The organism is Mucilaginibacter pineti, assembly GCF_900101875.1.
GTDB lineage: Bacteria > Bacteroidota > Bacteroidia > Sphingobacteriales > Sphingobacteriaceae > Mucilaginibacter > Mucilaginibacter pineti.
In genome coordinates, this window is the sequence record NZ_FNAI01000021.1 from 80,764 (window position 1) to 100,961 (window position 20,198).

Below are 20,198 nucleotides of genomic sequence, written 5' to 3' on the forward strand. Positions count from 1 at the left end.
TATGCGTAAAATTTTCACAACGGTGCTTATCGCGGCAGTTTTTATAAGCACTGCCTTTACCTTTAAAACCAATGGCAATAAATTTAATGTCGCCGATCTGCATATCAGCTGGGAGGTAGTTGATAATAACTATCAAAACAAAAATGAGGCCGTAACCGCACTGGTAATCAGCAATAAAGGTAAAAATACATTGCCTGCCGCCGGGTGGAAATTCTATTTTAACTCAGGTCGTGGCTTTACCGAAAATGCAGTGAGCGGCAATGCCAAAATAAACCAGGTAAACGGCGATCTGTACAGCATTACCCCAACCAATGGTTTCAAGGAAGTAAAACCCGGTGAAAGTGCCCGCATTGAATATATAAATGACGATCCTGTTGTAAACATAACCGATGGCCCCGAGGGCATCTACCTTGTTTGGGATGCGCAACCAGATAAGGGCTATAGCATTGGCTCGTTTGACATTAAACCCTATAAGCCTACTTACCAGGGCCTGATAACTCCTGAAATCGTTTTCGACAGGAATAAAGCCATTGCCGATATCCCAGCCGATCAGTTGCCAAAGGTTTTCCCTACACCTGTTAATTATAGCGAAACCAATGGGAGTTTTACATTCTCTGCTAATCTGCATATTTCCAACCCCGATGGTAAGTTTAAAAAAGAGCTATCCATTTTGGATAACGATATTAAAAACCTATTTGGAAAAAGGAGCACCAATCGCTATTCTGACAACGGATTAACGCTTGAATACAAGGACGGATTGGCAAACGAAGCGTATGAGATAAGCGTTAAGTCATCTGCGGTAACAATCCGTGCATCAACAGCAACAGGGATCTTTTATGGCATCCAGTCGCTTAAAACACTGATACCGGCTACGGCCATAGCTAAAGCACCTGCATCAGTCCAAATTCCGTGTGTTGAAATTGCCGATGAGCCCCGCTTTGCCCACCGTGCGGTAATGCTTGATGTAGCAAGAAACTTTCAGCCTAAAAAAGAGGTGATAAAACTGATAGATGCCATGAGCTTGTACAAATTAAATGTACTACACATGCACTTAACGGATGATGAAGGCTGGCGTTTGGAAATTCCGTCGCTGCCCGAGCTTACAAATGTTGGTGCAAAACGCGGCCATACACTGAATAGTAAGCACTTTTTGCCGGCATCTCACGGTTCTGGCCCCGATGTGAATAATACAGTGGGTACCGGCTTTTATACCCGCGCCGATTATCTGGAGATCTTGAGATACGCAACAGATCGTCACATAACCGTGATCCCTGAGCTGGAAACACCCGGTCATGCAAGGGCGGCTATAAAAGCCATGAATGCCCGCTATGATCGCTTGGCGGCCGAAGGAAAAAAAGATGAGGCAATTAAATATCTGCTGTACGATTTAAACGATAAATCGGAATATCGCTCGGTACAGTTCTGGAACGATAACGTGATCGATGTATCGCTGCCATCTACCTATAACTTTGTGGAAACGGTAGTTGATAATGTGATTGCTATGTACAAAGAAGCTGGCGCTCCGCTGCCAACCATCCATTTTGGTGGGGATGAGGTACCGGCCCATGTGTGGGAACAATCGCCGGCTTACCTCGCATTAAAAGCCACCCATCCCGAGATACAAAACACCGGCGACCTCTGGTATTACTTCTACGGCAGGGTTAACCAGATCCTGAAATCAAAGGGCGTTCGCCTCTCCGGCTGGGAAGAAATGGCACTACGCAAAACCACCCTGGATGGCGCGAATACCTACGTGCCCAATCCAGATTTTACAGGCGAACACCTGCAAGCCGATGTATGGAACAATGTTTTGGGCGATGGACAGGAAGATCTGGCGTATCGTCTCGCCAATGGCGGATACAAAGTGGTGCTTACCTGTGTTACCAATTTATACTTTGATATGGCAAGCTACAAGGCCTTTGATGAGCCCGGCTATTATTGGGGCGCTTTCCTGGGTATTGATAAATTTTACTCTTTCATTCCTTACGATTACTTCAAAAATGCCGATGTAGACAAAAACGGCATCCCCATTAACAAAAACCTGTTTATTGGCAAACAGCGCCTTACAGATTATGGCAAAGGCAATATTATAGGCTTACAAGGCGCACTATGGGCCGAAACCGTAAAAAGTACCGACCGCATGGAATACATGATGTTCCCTAAATTGCTGGCCCTTGCAGAACGTGCCTGGGGAAAAAACCCGGATTGGGCTACAGAAAAAGATACGACAAAAGCGCATGAGGCGTACAAACAGGCATACTCCCAATTTTTGAACATACTGGGTAAACGCGAACTACCAAGATTAACCTATTATGGCAATGGCTACAATTACCGGATACCAAAACCGGGTATCAGCTTGCAGGATGGTAAATACCTGAGCAATGTAGAATACCCCGGTTTAGCCATTCGCTATACTACCAACGGGAAAGACCCAGACGCGAAAAGTAAATTATATACCGGCCCTGTCACCTATAATGGCGGTGTAATTAAATTCCGTGCCTTTGACCTTAAAGGTCGTGGTGGTAATGTGGCTGTTGCGGGGGAATAGGTAATAAAGAAGGAAAAACAATGCAGTCGCCCGGCTGAAGCCTACGAGTGTTCGGAGGAATTGAGCTGTAATATCAAGTGCAAAGTTTGGCTAAAGCCATATAACTTTTATTTGTGAACCGTTGGCTAAAGCCAACGGCAATGATGAATAGGGGCTGGTTTTAAGAATTTCAATTCATTGCCGTCCCATTTATGGGACGGACTAAGAAACAGCAGGTCGGCTTTAGCCAAACTTCTAATTTTTCCAATACTTGTGCGCTCTTTCAGTGATATTTAACAAGCCCCTGGCCCGCGCGAAAGACTTTGTAATTACACCTAAAACATCACATTCATTCCTGCCGAATAATTCCTCAATGGAGAGGGGTTATAATACCTGTTACCTGCAGCATTTAAATCATTACCCAGGCTATATTTCTGGTTAAGGATGTTATCGGCACCGGCAAAAATCTCCAGATGTGTTTTTCGGCCGATCGTGGGCTGCCAATTCGCCTTTGCCTGCAACAGGTTGTAATGATTTGCATAAACCGTGTTTTTATCATTCAGCGGGATTTTTGCGGTATAGTTATGCTGTACAAATAGCGACAGGTTATAAGGTACCCTTACCTGTAAACTGCTCACAAAAACCTGCTGTGGCACGCCGGTTAATTCGTTACCTGAATAGCTGACACCTGCAACTGCGTAATCCCTGAATTTGAATTTACTTAACGAATACGATTCATTGAACTGTAAACCACGGATGATATGGGTGCTATTCGGTTTGATGATCCAGTCAGTAAAAGACAGTTCAAAGCCCGGTTGATTTGTACCGCCGGCGTTGATATAATCTTCGGTCTCATTGGCATTTATACGTCGTACAATCGCGTTACTTATATGATAGTAAAAAATGGATGCGTCCAGTAGCAAGGTTTGGTCTTCGTTACGCAGCCGGAAACCTGTTTCATAGTTCCAGCCGGTTTGGGCCTGTAAACCTGTATTAATTATATTACTTGTAGGCCTAACCTCGGCGGTTGTTGGCGTAGAATAACCACGACTCACCGATGCACGCCAGATAAAATCATTAGTTACCTGGTAGGATAACGCCAGCCTCGGCATCAACTGCGGCGTAAAATCGCGATTGGTGAAGTTAGATTGATTATTGGGGTATAAATTCTTAAAATCGTACTGGTACCAGTTAAGGCTTAATGCCGCTTCCAGGTGCAGGCGTTTATTAAAATCCGCAGCATACCGGGCAAATACAAAATGCTGATTGGTATGTATATCGTCGCTGGCTTGGGTGGTATCCTTCACCCCTGCCCTGTTGCCATAATTGCTGATGCGGGAGTTGGTTTGCTGCCATTCTACCCCAAGGTTCACTTTCCAATTTGTATTTTCATGAGGTAAACCAGCCAGCTCAAAATAAGTACGAAAACCATAGGTATTCTCACTGCGTTGTTCAAAATTACTGATAAACGGGTTTGCAAAATCAACATGGTTACCAAAAACTGATAGCACGTTGCGGATCCGGTCGCTAAAATGATATTCATTTACCAAACCACCCAGATACATAGTAGTGCTGATGCCTATTTTTTGCTGCAAAGCACCGGGTAATTTGAGTGTGGGTGTAACTGTAGGCTGGCGTGGTTGCTGCGGATTTGCGGCCAGCTGCGCAAGGTTTATGCCACCAGGTGTTTCATATTTAAGATCGGAATATAAACCGATCAACCGCAATTCGTTCTTGTTACTGTAGTTCCATTTGTCGGTAAGCTGTATGTAGTTGCGACTCATGTTGCTATGCTCCCGGTATCCCTGGTAAGCCTGGTAGCTTTGATTAACGTTCAGCAGATTATTGCCCGTGCGTTGTTGTACGGTAGCTTTTTGGTGAAACAGGCCGTAAGATCCGGCGCTGATGCCTGCCGAAATATAGCTACTATCATTATACCTGCTTATCGGGCTTAACGAAACCACTCCGCCCGAGTTGGCGCCAAACAAGCTGCCATCCGGTCCCTTTAAAATTTCGATGCCCTGAATATTGCCTATGTCGATAGCATTGAGATAGGTATTACCACCAGCATCCGTGAGCGGTATCTCGTCAAAATAAACCTTAACATCCCGTACCCCAAATGGCGACCGCAGTAAACTCCCCCTGATTGATAAGCGGTAACTCCCCGGCGACCGCTCCTCGGCCCGGATGCCCGGCACGGTGTTTAAAGCCGTAACAAACGAGTTATCGGGCTGCAATTTTAGCTGCGCCGCGCCCAGCACACTTACTGATGCCGGTACGCTTAACACGGGTTGCTCGCTCAGGTAACCTTTAACAGTGACCGTTTGCAAGCGGGTAACAGTATCTTTTTTAAGCTTTTTGCTTTGCGCCTGCGCAGTTAACGCAGAGATGAAAATTAAAAGTAGCGGGGTATATCTTTTTATCATAGGTATTTTGGCAGATAAACAAAAATATGTGTTTTAACTCACTAAGCACTTTCTGTACTGTAACAAGTTGATTATTACTGACTATACAGATGCCAGGAAAATGGCTGCGTGATTACGCAGATTACATTCCAAACTTTATCCACCCTTCGCCTTCGTAACCAAAAGCAAATTGTTTAGGGCGAATTATCTCGGCCAGGATCTCAATGGAATCAACAATACGCGGACCGGGGCGGTTAAAATAATGGTTACCATCGGCAATATAAAGGCGGTTGTTTTTCACGGCTTGTAAATCGGCAAAGCCAGGCAGCTGCATCAAAATATCGATCTCTTTGAGGGTGCGTTCTATAGAAAAGCCACAAGGCATTACTACAATAATCTCGGGGTTTTGTGCCTGAATATCTTCCCAGTTTACATAAGGCGAGTGCTTACCCTGCTGCGCCAAAACAGGTGTACCACCGGCTATGCTCACCAATTGAGGCACCCAGTTACCAGATATCATCATCGGATCAAGCCATTCTATACAGGCTACGGTTGGTTTACTGTCGGCAAATTTTAATTTATGTTTGATGATATCCACCCGCTCATTCAGGAGTTCAAGCAGATCGGCACCTGCCTGTGGTACATTCAGCGCGGCAGCAATATTGGTGATATCGTTAAAAATATCTTCCAAACTATTGGGATGCAGTGAAATGATACGGGCTTTTTTATCAAGGTAATTATCAAGCGCCTGCTCCACATCGGTAAGGGAAACGGCACAAACCTCGCACTGATCCTGCGTTATCACCACATCGGGCGCAAGCGCCTTTATTTGCTCGCGCTTAACGGTATACACCGAAAGCGCATCGGCCAAAATTTCTTTTACCTTAATATCTATCTCCAAACTGCTCAATCCATTTGCAAAATTAGCTTCGGTACATACAGGCAAGGCTTTAACCGTTTCGGGATAATCGCACTCGTGCGAGCGGCCAATAAGTTTATCCTGCAGCCCAAGGGCGCAAATTATTTCAGTTGCAGATGGTAATAAGGAAACTATTTTATCAGTTGGCATGTTGATTTTGATGTGATCTTGATGTGCAGATTACAGATGTGCAAATGTACATAAACATGTTGCAATGGATTTGAAGATTTGAGAATTTGAAGATTTGAAAATAAATTATTCTGTCATTTTCAAATTCTCAAATCTTCAAATTTTCAAATCACTCTGTCTGCACATTTGAAATCTGCACATTTTGAACATATCTTTGCGCCAATGATATTCCTGACCTTTTTTATCGGAGTTATTGCCAATTTCATTGGTTATATACCACCCGGAAACATCAACCTTACGCTCATACAAATCACCATAAACCGGGGAATAAAGGAGGCCGTGCGCTTTATTATCGCGTTTTCATGTGTTGAATTTTTCTTTACCTATTTTATAATGCACGCCGCGCGCTGGCTCTCTGGCGAGCTAAGGCTGGGTGTAATTATTGATTGGGTAATGGTGATACTGTTTGGTGTGCTTGGCACTATTACCTGGATACACCGTAAAAAACCACCAGAAACCCACTATTCCGAACATGCAAGTATTAAATATGGCATCCTGCTTGGCTTTTTAAACCCGATGCAAATTCCGTTTTGGATGGTTACGGGCACCTATTTAATTACCCACGAATGGATCTTAGATGGCAAGGTTGCCCTTGTGATATTTAGCATCGGTTCGGCAGCAGGCGCTTTTTTATGCTTGTTTCTTTATGCCAAATTTGCCAAATATATTCAAGGAAAGTTTGCATTGAGCACCAAGCTTATCAATACCAGCATTGCTATTTTATTTTTCTCTTTCGCAGCTTACCATATTGTGAAGCAAATTTATTTGTCGTTTTTTAAGCACTAAAACCATGCAGCACCCCGAAGATAACCCCTGGCAAATAACTTCCGAGAAGGCTATTTATAATAATCCCTGGATAAGTGTTACCGAGTACCAGGTCATCAACCCATCTGGCAATCCGGGAATTTATGGCAAACTGCATTATAAAAACCTGGCTATTGGCGTTTTGCCTTTGGATGAAGATATGAACACCTATCTTGTTGGTCAGTACCGCTTTGTGCTGAACCAGTACAGCTGGGAAATGCCCGAGGGCGGCGGCCCCGAAGGTACCGATCCACTGGAATCTGCAAAGCGCGAATTGCTGGAAGAAACCGGCCTTAAAGCTACACAGTGGACGGAAATTCAGCGTTTGCACCTCAGTAATTCGGTAAGCGATGAATTGAGCATTATTTATCTGGCCCGTAACCTGGCCCAGTTTGAGGCCGAACCCGAGGATACCGAGCAGTTGATCGTTAAAAAAATCCCTTTTGCGCAAATGTACCAGATGGTGTGCAACGGCGAGATCACCGATGCTATGACGGTTGCCGCGGTACTTAAAGTTCAGCTCATGATAACCGAAAACCGTTTATAAAACAATCCCCATTTCCACAAAAAAACCTAAATTTGGCCGACGATGAAGAAGTTTTTAGGCTATATTTTGTCCCCGTTTGCTATTATCGCATTCCTTTTAGTACTGGTGATATTTCACCCTTTGCAATGGATCATTTTCCGTTTTTTTGGCTATTCCGCACATAAAAAAGTGGTGGACGTATTGAATTTTTGCCTGTTAAGTACTTTTTACATCAATGGTAATACGGTAACTTATGTTGATAAACAAAACCTGCCAACCGGCCGGCCTATCATTTTTTTGGCCAACCACCAAAGCTTGTTTGATATTCCGCCACTCATCTGGCATTTGCGTAAATACCACGCCAAATTCATTTCAAAAATTGAGCTTACTAAAGGCATCCCATCCATATCTTATAATTTAAAGCACGGCGGCGGCGCTAATATCGATCGTAAAGATCCGCGCCAATCCATTACCGAAATTGTGAAACTGGCCAACCGCATGAAGGAAAATAAATGGTCGGCAGTGATATTCCCCGAGGGAACACGCTCAAAAGATGGCACGGTGAAAAGCTTTCAGAGCGGCGGTATTGCCACCATATTAAAAAAATGCCCAGAGGCATTGCTTGTGCCTATTGCCATAAAAGATTCCTGGAAAATGATCCGTTACGGATTGTACCCGCTCAATTCATTTACCCCCATGACCTGGACTGTGCTTGAACCCATTGAACCCGGCAAAACCCCGGTTGAAGAACTGGTACTACAGGCCGAAAACCGGATCAGGGAAGCGTTGGCTTGATTTTGGATTTCGGAATTGGAATTTCGGATTTTGTCTGAACCTTGATTTATAGATTTAACATAATTTAAGGATTATCGGGATTTACACGATTTTAATTCTAAATATTCATTAATTCTGAAAATTCACATTCAGACAACCCACGTTAGGGATTGCAGCGGATACCGGCCTTGCGGCTAAGGCCTTGTGCAGTATGAGCGGAAAGCCTGGCCGCAGGCAACGCCATTATTTAAGCGATGAGTTATTAAACCCTCACCCCATAAAAAAATAACAAATCCCCAATTCTATAAATCCCCGTTAACACAAATCTCACTCCATAAAAAATTCTGCGAATCTATAAATCCCGGTTCAGACAATTCTCATCTTCAAAAGTCTTGCGAATCTCTTAATCCTCTAAATCAAGGTTCAGACAATCCAATAAATCCGAACAACCCCCATAAATCCCGCCCAATTATTTCTCCAACCTGTTAATATTCAGGCAAATGTTAACAAATAAATCACACCTTGTTTACGTTTATATGAAAGCTAATCGCTTATTTTTATAGACCCATAAAACGGGTCAGCAAAAATTCACTAAAATCAATTTTTTATGACCTGGAGAAAATTCAGCGGCGAAGTGATCCAAACGCCCATTATGGAAGAGGTTGAAAAGGCAATTGAACGCGAAGCCGCCCTCGGTAACAAACTCAAAGTATGTATTGGAACAGATTCGCAGGTAAAGGGCAGTGTAACTGATTTTGCTACGGTGATTGTTTTTTTACGTGAAAAACGCGGCGCTTTTATGTTCATACACCAGGAACGTACATCGCAAAAAATGACCATCAAGGAGCGTATGCTAAGCGAAGTGCAAAAATCTATTGACATTGCTTACAAACTTTGCGATCTGCTTGACTTGTACGATGTGGAACTGGAGGTACATGCCGATATTAACACCAACCCGATGTTTAAATCGAACGCGGCCCTGCACGAGGCTATGGGTTATATTTTAAGTATGGGCTTTGTGTTTAAAGCCAAACCAGAAGCGTTTGCCAGCTCATACTGCGCCAATAAAATAGTGCAGTAAAAAGCATAAAACTCAAAATGGGGTAGTTATATTTGGTTTTCATTACAAACCGGATATACTATGTTGCCACTGATTGAAATTAACGCCCCGGCTTTTGCCGGTGCGAACACCATACTTATCGATGCCCGTGCCGGGAAAGATACCCATGACCGATACCTTGCCGGTCACCTTAAAAACGCTGCCCATGTTGACCTGGACAGGGACCTGGCTGCCGAAGTTACCGACGCCGCCAAAGGCGGACGCCATCCCTTACCCAATATAAATGATTTTGCTACCCTGTTGGGCAAACTTGGCATTACGCCAAACAGCCATGTAATAGTGTATGACGATAAAGCCGGCGCATTTGGCGGTGCTCGTTTTTGGTGGATGCTGCGCGCCATTGGCCATACCAACGTGCAGGTATTAAACGGCGGTTTACAGGCTGCTGTAAACGCCGGTATTGAACTAAGCAAGGAAGAATACACACCTACCCCGGTTGCTGCGTACCCCGTGCCTGCTCAATTTGAAGGCACGGTAGATATTAAAGAAACCGCTATAGCCGCTCAATCTGCAAACCGCATGGTAATTGATGTGCGTGAAACCCCACGTTATTTGGGCCAAACAGAACCGCTGGATCTTATTGCCGGTCATATACCGGGTGCTTATAACCTGCCCTACACTTTTAATTTGGGTGCCGATGGCCGGTATCTTGATGCCGAAACCCTGAAAACAAAATATGAGGAAACCATTGGCGAAGTGGCCCCGGAGAACGTCATTGTACACTGCGGATCGGGTGTTACGGCTTGCCACACGCTTTTAGGGATGGAACATGCAGGCATCAGCGGACCACAATTATACGTTGGCTCGTGGAGCGAGTGGTCGCGCCGGGGGCTGCCAATTGGTACAACCGAGCGATAGTTTTCGAAAAGTAAAACAATTACGTACTTTTATTGTCGAGTATTTGTGAAAACATACGCTTTAAAAACTGAGCAAAAAATCCCTATCCCTTTGGATGAGGCATGGGATTTTTTCTCATCGCCGCTGAACCTGGCCAAAATTACCCCGCCCGAAATGAGTTTCGTGGTAACATCAGATTATACCCAGGATACCAAGATGTATGCGGGTATGATAATCACCTACAAAATTTCGCCGCTGCTGGGTATAAAAATGAACTGGATGACGGAGATAACCCACGTTGCCGATAAACAGTATTTTGTAGATGAGCAGCGTTTTGGCCCATATGCGCTTTGGCATCATCAGCACCATTTTAAGGAGATAAAGGGCGGCGTTGTGATGACCGATATCCTTAATTATGCCATACCATACGGCGTAATAGGCCGCATAACCAATACCGTTTTTGTTGGCAAACAAATTGAAAAGATATTTGCCTTTAGAGAAAAGGCTATTGAGCAGTTGTTTGGGGTGTACAAGGTATAACAGCTAACTCTTTTCTTCAACAAGGTAATAAATATAAAAGGGATTTGTATAAATAACTGCCGTTTATCATCGCTTAGCCCCATCGGGGCTCCGTGTTTATAGCCCTAATCAAAGAGGCATGGCTCCGTAGGTGCCTCCTTATTTAACAGGAAACTCCTATGGAGCTATTGATTTGCTTAAAATTCCTATAAACACGAAACTCCTACGGAGTAAAGGCTTGGTTTATTTTCTCTGCCTTTTTATGAGTGGTTACTTTCAGCAGAAGACCTTTTAAAATAACAACCTCACCCCTTCAACCTGAACACCATACCATCCATATCTTCGGTTATCCTTATCTGGCAGGCAAGGCGGCTGTCGGTGCCTGCATCCGGCAGGGTATCAAGCAGGTCCAGTTCGTTATCAGTTGGGTGAAAATATTGCTCGGGGCCTTCCAATACCTGCACATGGCAAGTGGCGCAAAGCGCCATGCCGCCACATGTAGCCAGTATATCATATTCTGAAGCTTTTAAAACTTCCATCAGGCTAAGGTTAATCCCCTCGGGTATTTCCACCGGAACGCGTTGCCCGGCCTGGTCTTCAATAACTAAGTTAATCATAATTAAAAGGCGCTTACGCCGTAAACTGTAGTGTATTTAAAACTTAACTTTTGTTCTGGATAAACATATTTGAAAGCGCTTTGGGCCATCAGCGCGGCTTCGTGAAAACCGCATAGTATCAGCTTTAGCTTACCCGGATAGGTATTGATATCGCCAATGGCATAAATACGTTCTACATTGGTACTGTAGTCAACCGTATCAACCACAATGGCCGATCTATCTATATTCAAACCCCAATCGGCAATGGGACCCAGTTTGGGGCTCAGGCCGAACAGCGGGATAAAATGATCAGCGGCTATGTGACTTACCTCATTATTACGATCAAGCAGGGTTATTTCCTGTAAATGGCCTTCTCCGGTTAGTGCAACTACGTTTGATTTGAGAATGAGGTCTATCTTACCTTCTTTGGCCAGCTCAAAAACCTTTTCGGCTGAATCAGGCACGCCCCTGAACGTATCGCCTCGGTGAATAAGCGTAACGCGTTCGGCAACGTTGGCTAAAAAAATAGCCCAGTCAAGTGCAGAATCACCGCCACCTGCTAAAACTACCCTGCGATCTCTGAATATTTCAGGGTTTTTAACCATATAGGCCACGCCTTTGCCTTCAAAATCAAGCAGGCGGTCAATCTCCGGCTTGCGGGGTTCAAAGCAGCCCAGGCCGCCGGCAATTACTACTACCTGGCAATGTACGGTTGTATGATCATTGGTTTGGATAATATAGGAGCCATCATCATTACGATTAAGGGTTTCTACCCGCTCGCCCAGGCTGAATGTTGGATGAAAGGGGGCTATCTGCTCCATCAGCCTGTCTACCAGTTGCTGGGCGGTAACTTCGGGATAGCCCGGAATATCATAAATGGGTTTATGCGGATAAATTTCGGAAAGCTGACCGCCAAACTGTGGCAGCACATCAATTAAATGGCAGCGCATTTTTAAAAGTCCGGCTTCAAAAACAGCAAATAAACCAACCGGGCCCGCGCCTATAATGCAAATATCAGTAGTAATTTGTTCCATACATCGCTAATTAATTCAGCACTCAAAGGTGCCTGAAAAGCGATGAGCAATCAAATGATATATAGTAATGCTCAATTACTTTAAGTTATAATTGGCAAGACAAAAACGTTTGAAAAGATCAATGAGTTTACTGTTTTTGCCATGTAACTGGATAAACTGAAAGGTGCGGAAAATTTCGAGGCCCTTAATATCTATAATCGTTAGTTCGTTATATTTCAGTTCACTCACAACCGACTGTATAGACAGGAATGTAGCTGTATCGGAGTATAAAAGATACTGTTTTATAGCGATGCTGCTCTCGAGTTGAATTTCAACATGGAGGTCTTTTGGATTGATGCCGGCATCGGTAAGGGCGCTGAAAATAACATCGAGCGTACCTGAGCCGGCCTCGCGCAGCACCAGCGGGATACCCAACAATTGTTTGGGATTGATTTCGGCTTTTTTTGATAACTTATTGTTTGCCTTGGTTACCAATACAATTTCGTCCTTAGCAAATGAGGAGTAAGCCAGCTGCGGCGAATGGGCAGCGCCTTCAACAATTGCAATATCTATTTTCTCCTCCAATATCAGTTGCGATATATAGTCGGTATTACCCTGTATAAAATTGAAGCTGATATCGGGATAGGTCTTTTTAAACAGGGCGAGTATTTTGGGTAAAATGGTTTGCGCTACCGTTGTACTTGCGCCAATGTGCAGCGTACCGGCCTCTATATTATTAAGCTGCGCCAACTCAGTTTCCAGGGCGGTATAGGTCTGGAAGATCTTTTCAGCATATTGCACCAGCACTTTGCCTGCAACCGTAAGGGCAATATTATTGCCATTACGCTTAAACAACTGCACATTCAACTGTTGTTCTAACTCTTTTATGTGCTTGGTAACAGCAGGCTGGGTAATAAACAACTCATTAGCCGCTTTAGTAAAGCTAAGCCGCTGCGCCACCGTATAAAACACCTTAAGCCTGAAATCGAATATCATGGTGCTAAATTTAGCGCTTTTAATGAATAATGTGAGTGCCGGTTACTATAGCTGATCTGCTATAAGATACTCCGCCTGGTGCAGTATGGGGAAATTACAGGAATTGGCTATAAAACACAGCTCATTTGCTTTATGATGCAGCTCGTCGGCCTTTTCCATCATGTTTTTATTTTGCAGGGTGATGGTAGGTTTTAAAATGACCTGCGTAAAACGACCGCCTCCATCGGCATTTTCTATCATGGTACCCTCGGCATGATCAACATAAGCGGTAACTATTACGCCGGCAGTTGTGCAAAGGTGCAGATACCATAGCATATGACAGGCAGATATGGATGAAAGCAACAGATCCTCCGGACTATACATTGTAGCATCACCACGAAAATTGGGATCTGACGAGCCCTGAATGACTTTCTTACCATTTATATTGATGACATGACTGCGCTCGTATGACTTGTAGTCTTTAGTTCCCTGGCCGGTATTACCCATCCAGGTTATATTGGCATTGTAGCGGTGATGCTTCATGCTTTAATAATTAACTATTTACCCTGTCGGCTATAATTTGATGCGCCATTTTGGGCAGGCTTGTGTTGCCGCTTTGTCTGTCGTAATTTATTTTATGATAGTTAATTAACCACTTGCTGTTTTCTTTTACCAATTTGGTTTGGTAGGTTGCAATAACTGTCCACACTTCGCTACCGATAAAATGATCTGCAGTGGTGCTGTATTGTGCCTCTGCCTCGTGACCGTGCAACTGCACTTTAAATGACGATAACTGATGATTTGTACTATCGAAACCGGGCAAAAAATCGGCCCATCCTGCTACCACCTGCTCAGGCGTTTGTGTTTCGGCTTCACCGCCCTTCATTGATGTATAATCAACGAAAACACTTGGCGCCATTACGCTTTGCACCAATTCCCAATCCCTCGCATCGGCACCTTTAAATAAATTTGTTATTGCTGCTACTATTTTTGGACCTTCTTCCATGTTTATTAGATGCTGAATTACCGGATTTGTTTCAATCCGAAATAATAATTAAAGATAGGCAAACTTTTTATTCTGCATCTTTTGTTTGTATTAACTGGTTGTTTATAGCCTCCAGTTTTTCAATGGCGGCATTCAATTCGCTTCGTTGTTTTTTAATGGTGCGTGGTTTTATGTAAAAATAAACAATCGCCATCCATCCGAAAAGGCTGATATAAGTGACACTACCCCAAACAGAATTCATCTTCCGAACAAATTCTATCATATACAAAAGCATTCCTGCCGATAGAAACAAAAAATATAAATTCATTATCCGGGTTTGGATAAACTCCTGTTTTTTACGGATGGATAAAAGTGCTGTTAAATAGGCAAAGGTATCGGCCTCCGGCTTGCCGGAAAAAAGGTCCACAAGCAAGCGATTACTTGCTGCCAAAAATAAAACAATGGCAAATATTACCAATACCCCTCCTGCTTTGGTTGTGATGAGGCTGGTATGGCTTGTAAAACCCGGCACAAAAACATACAATAGTACAGTGGCGATCAACACAATATTTAGCAAAATCAATTTATTCCTGGTTTTATGTTTCAGGTTTTTTGCCTTTTTTATTACCTCAGTGATATCCGGCTTTGCCATAGCTTCCTGCTGCTGCCAAAGGGCTTTAAAATCAATATTGCTGCTCATATTTCTTGAATTTTTGCGATAGTTTTTCCTTTATCCGGTAAACTTTCACCCTAATGTTTGTTTCTGACAAACCTACTATCCCGGCTATCTCGGCCTGCTTTATATCTTCCAGTTCCAGCGAAATAATAATGCGGTCTATCTCGGGCAATTCGGCAATACACTTGTAAAGGAACAGCATCTGACTTTCGGTATCGGGCACGGGTTTATCTTCCAGTTGGATTGGCATTTCGCCTTTGGGTATCCGGTTTTGGCGCTCCAGGTGCCGCAAACAATGGTTTGATGCAATACGGAATATCCAGGTGCCGATAGCTGCCTCGTTACGAAACTGCGCCAGTTTTTGCCATACGGTAATAAAGGTTTCCTGCGTAACATCCTGCGCCCAATCATGATCATTCATATAGCCCATGCACACACGAAATATCTTGTTGTAATAAGTATTATAGATCTCCTCGAACTGCATAAACTAAGTTACCTGTTAACACTGCTTTTGTTGTTAGATACAGGCTTTTTTAAAATGCTACATTTATTTTAATTTTACATCAGCACCTACAAAAACCAGCATCATGCCCTACGATGAAACATTAACCAACCGTGTGCGCGAAGCCCTGAGCGACGAAAACGTTACCGAAGAAATAGAGATGTTTCAGGGTTTGTGCTTTATGGTGAATGATAAATTGAGCATCTGCATCCGTAACCAAACGCTGCTATGTCGTATTGGCAAGGAACAAGTCGTCATTGAACTTGAAAAAGACCATTGCCAGCAAATGATGAGTGGCGAAAGGCCCATGAAAGATTATGTTTGGGTAGATGGCGAACAACTAAAAACCAATCCCCAACTTAATCATTGGATTAAACTGGCGCTGGAATTTAATAAAGTTGCAAAAGCATCAAAAAAGAGGCAAAAGGGTAAAGGCGAAAGGTAAAAGGTCTTTGTTAGGCAAACAAAGTGTGAACTTTTTATCTGCACTTCTATTTCTCCAGGCCATTATAGGCCCGCTTTAGTAGCTCCACCAATTCATCTATACGCATGGGTTTTGATATGTAATCATTCATGCCGCCCTTCAGGCAAATTTCCCGGTCTTCGGAAAGCGCGTTGGCGGTCATGGCTATAATGTAGGGCTGTTTTATAGTTTGGTTGCGGATAAAACGGGTGGCCTCCAATCCATCGAGTTCGGGCATCTGGATATCCATCAGTATCACATCGTAATGCTTCTCGGTTATCTTTTCTAATACTTCATAACCGTTGCTGATCATTTCAACAGTGTAACCCAGTTTGTTCAGTACCCGCTCTACCAGTTTTTGATTGATGGGATTATCTTCGGCTACCAATATTTGCATGGGGTGTTCTGCCGCGAAGCCAACCTGTAATTTTGATTTCTGCTCTTCTTTGGGCTGTTCTTCCTGCTGATGGGTGATGGCGGCGTTAACACTTCGCCATAAATTATTTTGCTTAACGGGCTTGGTTAATATAGCCGAGAACAGTTTTGGAAATTTCTTTTTGGTTTCGTCGCCAATGGAACTTAGCATAATAACGGGTATTGGGCTGGTGCTTTTACTGATGCTTTTTGCCAACGCAACACCATCGGCCTGCGGCATTTGCATATCGGTTATCACCAGGCATATATCGGTGTTAGTCTTTAAAATTTCAAGTGCCTGCTTTACTGATGTAGCCGTTATAGCAACAAGTTTCCATTGCTCTAACTGATTTTTAAGGATGGTAAGGTTGGTATCATTGTCATCAACCAGTAACACTTTTTTGCCCTCTACATGGGTAAGTGTTGATGGGTAAAGGTGATATTTCGACGGAACTTTACTGCGGGTGGCAGTAATTGTAAATTTAAATACCGAACCCCGGCCGTAAGTACTTTCTACACTTATATCGCCGCCCATGAGCTTCACCAGCCGTTCACTGATAATAAGGCCCAACCCGGTGCCCCCGTACTTGCGTGTTGTGGATGAATCAACCTGCGAAAACGGTTTAAACAGGCTCGAAAGTTTATCCTGGGGAATACCGATGCCTGTGTCCTTAACACAAAAACCTATTTCCAGCTCATCATTACCCATATCGCGCAGCAATGAAATATCTACAAATACCTCACCATGTTGGGTGAATTTTATGGCGTTGTTCACCAGATTTATGATCACCTGTTTAAGGCGCAGGCTATCGCCTACTATTTGTATGGGCAGGGCGTAATCTATCTGGTAAATAAGGTCGAGGCCCCGCTCTGCAGAGCGTTTGGAAAAAATGTCCATCACTTCCTCTACACTTTGCCGAAGGTCGAAATCATCATGTTCCAGATCCATGCTGCCCGATTCTATCTTCGAAAAATCAAGAATATCGTTAATTACATTCACCAGGCTATCACCGCAGGTTACAATGGTTTCGGCAAATTCTTTCTGCTCATCGTCCAGTTTGGTTTCCATCAACAGCGAGGCCATCCCTATCACGCCGTTCATTGGCGTACGGATCTCATGGCTCATGGTGGCCAGGAAAACGCTTTTGGCCTGGTTGGCCCTATCGGCCTCTTGCCGGGCCTGCTGTTCATGCTCGCGCTGATCCAGCAACTCTTCTGATTGGGTTTGTAATTCTTCGTTCAAAGCCTGCAGACTTTCAGATTGCGCCTTCAACTCCTCTGATTGCTGTAATACTTCGTGGGTGCGCTCCTTTACTTCTCGCTCCAGTATAGCTTTTTGTTTAATTATGCTGTTCAGCCTGTAACGGTACAAGCCCCAGGCCATGCCCACAATGGTTATACCTGCCAAAATTTTAAACCACCAGGTATCCCAAAATGGTGGCACTATGATCAGTTCGACACTTAATTCCTTTGATGACCATTTGCCCGAGCTGTCCCTACTTTTAACCTTAAAAGTGTAACTCCCTGGCGGCACGTTGGTGTATACAGCTGTGTTTTTACTACCTACATAGTTCCATGTTTTATCAAAGCCCTCCAGTATATAGGCGTAATCCTGTTTATTGGTTGATAAAAAATTAAGCGATACAAACCCGAACGAAATAATGGATTGATCGTAATTAAGCGTGATAGAGCTGGTTTCGGAGATATCCTGTTTTAATGGCGAAGGATCGTTTTTAACCTGACTTACCGGCACCGGTTTGTTAAACAGTTCAAAATCGGTTAAGCGTAACACCGGTTCGTAAACGGCAGTTTTTATCCTATCGGGATTTAGGCGATTAAAGCCGTTGATACCGCCGAAATAAATATTCCCTTCGCGATCTTTTAAAACCGCGTGGGGTTTGTATTCATCGCCCTGCAAGCCGTCTTCCAGCGTAAAATTTTTGAATATTTTGTTTGCCCGGTCATAATACACCAAACCGCGGTTGGTACTTATCCACATAACACCCTTGTTATCTTCCTGTATGGCGTAAGCGAAAGATATAGGCAACCCCTCGCTGGCCCCAAATCTTTTTATATGCCGGGTAGCCGGATCAAGCATGTTTAAACCGTTGTAGGTACATAGCCATATATTACCGTCGTGGTCTTCATAAATATCAAGTATGGTGTTATCGCTTAGGCTATTGCTGTTTTTACCCCGTTTAAAGTGAATAAAGGAATTACTTTTTTTATCGTAAAGATTTAGCCCCGCATCATTGGTACCTACCCATATATTGCCCTTACTATCACAAAAGATAGAGTTGATAAGATTGCTGCTAACGCTGCCTGTATCCTTTAAATTATTACTATAGTTAGTAAATTTATTTGCTGTAGGGTCGTAAACACTTACACCATCGCCAAAAGTACCTATCCATATCTTTTTGTCGGGCACTATTGTTAGCGCGTATATATTATTACCGGCCAGGCTGTTGGGATCATTAGGGTTATTTTTGAATGATTTGAATTTGCGCGTTTTTATATCCATCAGATTCAACCCGTCGCCCCAGGTGCCAATCCAAAGATTTTGCTGTGCATCTTGCTTTATATCCAAAACATAATCGCCACTTATACTTGTATTATCACCTGCTTTATGCCGGTATGCGGAGAACAAGCCGGTTTTGTGATCCATGATATTCAAACCGCCGCCATCGGTACCTATCCATATATTTTTGCTGGTATCCTGCAGTAAACAAAGCACAAAATCATTTGATAAACTATTGGCCGATGAGGTATGTTTGAAATGGGCGAAGCGACCTGTACTGCGCTTATACAAATTAACACCACCGCCAAACATGCCTATCCACATATTACCCATGTTATCACGGGTTATCACATCAACCGAATTACTGGTTAAGCTGGCGGCATCAACATCGTCATGAAAATGGTTGCTGAAATGGTTGCGCTTGAGGTTATATACGCTGATTCCGCCATTTTCGGTACCTATCCAAATACTGTGATTATTGCCTTCGGCGAGGGATTGCACGCTGTTATGTACCAGCGAATTGGCATTTGTGGGATCATTAACAAAATGGCGAAAGGTTTTGGTGGTATCATTAAACAGGTTTAAACCATGCTCAAAAGTGCCCACCCAAAGCCGCTTGCTGCTATCCTGCAAAATGCTCATGATACGGTTTGCCGATATAGACGTAGTATCTTTACTACTATGTTTATAACTGATAAAGCTGTTACTCTTAGGTTTATAAAGATTAAGTCCGTTATCAAAAGTACCTATCCAAATATTATCGTCCCGATCTTTATAAAGGGTTGTGATCTGGTTGCTGCTTAAGCCACCGGGGGTATCATTACTCCTGTAATTTTTTGCCGCCCCGGTTTTTATATCAAACAAGCTTAAGCCTTCCTTGGCAAAGCCCAGCCATAGTTTCCCTTTACCGCCAACAATTACTTTGCTTATAATATTGTCGGCAATGCTTTTTTTGTTTTTAGCGTCATGCTTGTAATGGAAAAAACGGTCGCTTTTCCGGTCGAACATATTTAGGCCATCGGTGGTGGCTATCCACAAATTACCATTTTCATCTTCGGCTATGTCCTGGATGTAATTACTGCTAAGGCTGTTGGGGTTTGAAAGATCGGCGCGAAAAACTTTAAATTTATAACCATCGTAACGGTTAAGGCCGTCGCGGGTGCCTATCCAAATGAACCCGCGACTATCCTGTAAAATGCAATTTGGGTTAATTTCCGACAGGCCATTTACCGTTCCCAGATGCTCAAAATGAAACTGCCTGCTTTGCGAAAACGACTGCATAACAATCCCCGTAAATAAAATTGCAAACAGGTATTTTACGACATTCATTTTTTGAGAATTAACGCTAAATGACTTCCAAAAATTTAAATTGGGAAACAAAAATTACGGGACTATTCTTTATACGAATATCATTATAAAAAGTTGGTTGAATGAGA

18 protein-coding genes are annotated in these 20,198 nt (G+C 43.4%); 8 read left to right on the forward strand and 10 right to left on the reverse strand.

What is annotated here, in order from left to right; translation table 11 throughout:
- Nucleotide 1 precedes the first annotated feature (1 nt).
- The gene (locus BLS59_RS28700; protein WP_091156557.1) at nucleotides 2-2,548 is read left to right on the forward strand and encodes a family 20 glycosylhydrolase; all 2,547 of its coding nucleotides are present in this window, start codon (nucleotides 2-4) and stop codon (nucleotides 2,546-2,548) included.
- A 314-nt stretch (nucleotides 2,549-2,862) separates the two neighbouring features.
- On the opposite strand, the gene BLS59_RS28705 is transcribed toward BLS59_RS28700, so the two are convergent.
- Both BLS59_RS28705 and BLS59_RS28710 read right to left on the reverse strand, forming a co-directional pair.
- Nucleotides 2,863-4,953, reverse strand: coding sequence for a TonB-dependent receptor (locus BLS59_RS28705; RefSeq protein ID WP_091156561.1), 2,091 nt, complete (start codon nucleotides 4,951-4,953; stop codon nucleotides 2,863-2,865).
- A 121-nt stretch (nucleotides 4,954-5,074) separates the two neighbouring features.
- Nucleotides 5,075-6,001 carry a cobalamin-binding protein gene (locus tag BLS59_RS28710; protein ID WP_091156564.1) on the reverse strand — a complete coding sequence of 309 codons (927 nt, stop codon included), beginning with the start codon at nucleotides 5,999-6,001 and terminating at the stop codon, nucleotides 5,075-5,077.
- A 201-nt stretch (nucleotides 6,002-6,202) separates the two neighbouring features.
- On the opposite strand from BLS59_RS28710, the gene BLS59_RS28715 reads away from it, so the two are divergent.
- From BLS59_RS28715 to BLS59_RS28740, 6 genes are all read left to right on the forward strand, one after another.
- Nucleotides 6,203-6,826 (forward strand): LysE family transporter, encoded by a 624-nt coding sequence (locus BLS59_RS28715; RefSeq protein ID WP_091156568.1) that lies wholly within the window; start codon nucleotides 6,203-6,205, stop codon nucleotides 6,824-6,826.
- A 4-nt stretch (nucleotides 6,827-6,830) separates the two neighbouring features.
- Nucleotides 6,831-7,391 (forward strand): NUDIX domain-containing protein, encoded by a 561-nt coding sequence (locus BLS59_RS28720; RefSeq protein WP_091156571.1) that lies wholly within the window; start codon nucleotides 6,831-6,833, stop codon nucleotides 7,389-7,391.
- Between the two features lie 42 nt (nucleotides 7,392-7,433).
- On the forward strand, nucleotides 7,434-8,165 hold the full coding sequence (locus BLS59_RS28725; RefSeq protein ID WP_091156574.1) for a lysophospholipid acyltransferase family protein: 732 nt from the start codon (nucleotides 7,434-7,436) through the stop codon (nucleotides 8,163-8,165).
- A gap of 586 nt (nucleotides 8,166-8,751) precedes the next feature.
- Nucleotides 8,752-9,225: a ribonuclease H-like YkuK family protein gene (locus BLS59_RS28730; RefSeq protein WP_090652302.1), complete on the forward strand. Its 474-nt coding sequence runs from the start codon at nucleotides 8,752-8,754 to the stop codon at nucleotides 9,223-9,225.
- 60 nt (nucleotides 9,226-9,285) lie between these two features.
- The gene (locus tag BLS59_RS28735; protein ID WP_091156580.1) at nucleotides 9,286-10,122 is read left to right on the forward strand and encodes a sulfurtransferase; all 837 of its coding nucleotides are present in this window, start codon (nucleotides 9,286-9,288) and stop codon (nucleotides 10,120-10,122) included.
- Between the two features lie 45 nt (nucleotides 10,123-10,167).
- Nucleotides 10,168-10,641 carry an SRPBCC family protein gene (locus BLS59_RS28740; protein WP_091156583.1) on the forward strand — a complete coding sequence of 158 codons (474 nt, stop codon included), beginning with the start codon at nucleotides 10,168-10,170 and terminating at the stop codon, nucleotides 10,639-10,641.
- A gap of 284 nt (nucleotides 10,642-10,925) precedes the next feature.
- On the opposite strand, the gene BLS59_RS28745 is transcribed toward BLS59_RS28740, so the two are convergent.
- From BLS59_RS28745 to BLS59_RS28775, 7 genes are all read right to left on the reverse strand, one after another.
- The gene (locus BLS59_RS28745; RefSeq protein WP_091156587.1) at nucleotides 10,926-11,237 is read right to left on the reverse strand and encodes a 2Fe-2S iron-sulfur cluster-binding protein; all 312 of its coding nucleotides are present in this window, start codon (nucleotides 11,235-11,237) and stop codon (nucleotides 10,926-10,928) included.
- Nucleotides 11,238-11,239: 2 nt separating this feature from the next.
- Complete coding sequence (locus BLS59_RS28750; protein ID WP_091156591.1) at nucleotides 11,240-12,250, reverse strand: NAD(P)/FAD-dependent oxidoreductase; 1,011 nt, start codon at nucleotides 12,248-12,250, stop codon at nucleotides 11,240-11,242.
- Nucleotides 12,251-12,325: 75 nt separating this feature from the next.
- Nucleotides 12,326-13,225, reverse strand: a complete 900-nt coding sequence (locus BLS59_RS28755; RefSeq protein WP_240315370.1) for a LysR substrate-binding domain-containing protein — start codon at nucleotides 13,223-13,225, stop codon at nucleotides 12,326-12,328.
- Nucleotides 13,226-13,270: 45 nt separating this feature from the next.
- On the reverse strand, nucleotides 13,271-13,747 hold the full coding sequence (locus tag BLS59_RS28760) for an OsmC family protein (RefSeq protein WP_091156594.1): 477 nt from the start codon (nucleotides 13,745-13,747) through the stop codon (nucleotides 13,271-13,273).
- Nucleotides 13,748-13,757: 10 nt separating this feature from the next.
- A complete protein-coding gene (locus tag BLS59_RS28765; protein WP_091156597.1) occupies nucleotides 13,758-14,210 on the reverse strand; it encodes a nuclear transport factor 2 family protein in 453 nt (150 codons plus the stop codon).
- 67 nt (nucleotides 14,211-14,277) lie between these two features.
- A complete protein-coding gene (locus BLS59_RS28770; protein ID WP_091156600.1) occupies nucleotides 14,278-14,889 on the reverse strand; it encodes a hypothetical protein in 612 nt (203 codons plus the stop codon).
- Nucleotides 14,873-15,349, reverse strand: a complete 477-nt coding sequence (locus BLS59_RS28775) for an RNA polymerase sigma factor (protein ID WP_091156603.1) — start codon at nucleotides 15,347-15,349, stop codon at nucleotides 14,873-14,875. Before BLS59_RS28775 ends, BLS59_RS28770 begins: the two co-directional genes overlap by 17 nt.
- A 103-nt stretch (nucleotides 15,350-15,452) precedes the next feature.
- Here BLS59_RS28775 and BLS59_RS28780 point away from each other — a divergent pair, with 103 nt between their 5' ends.
- Nucleotides 15,453-15,812, forward strand: coding sequence for a TfoX/Sxy family protein (locus BLS59_RS28780; RefSeq protein ID WP_091156607.1), 360 nt, complete (start codon nucleotides 15,453-15,455; stop codon nucleotides 15,810-15,812).
- A 46-nt stretch (nucleotides 15,813-15,858) separates the two neighbouring features.
- Here the strand turns inward: BLS59_RS28780 and BLS59_RS28785 are convergent, their stop codons facing one another.
- Nucleotides 15,859-20,091 carry a hybrid sensor histidine kinase/response regulator gene (locus tag BLS59_RS28785; RefSeq protein WP_091156610.1) on the reverse strand — a complete coding sequence of 1,411 codons (4,233 nt, stop codon included), beginning with the start codon at nucleotides 20,089-20,091 and terminating at the stop codon, nucleotides 15,859-15,861.
- Between the last annotated feature and the right edge of the window lie 107 nt (nucleotides 20,092-20,198).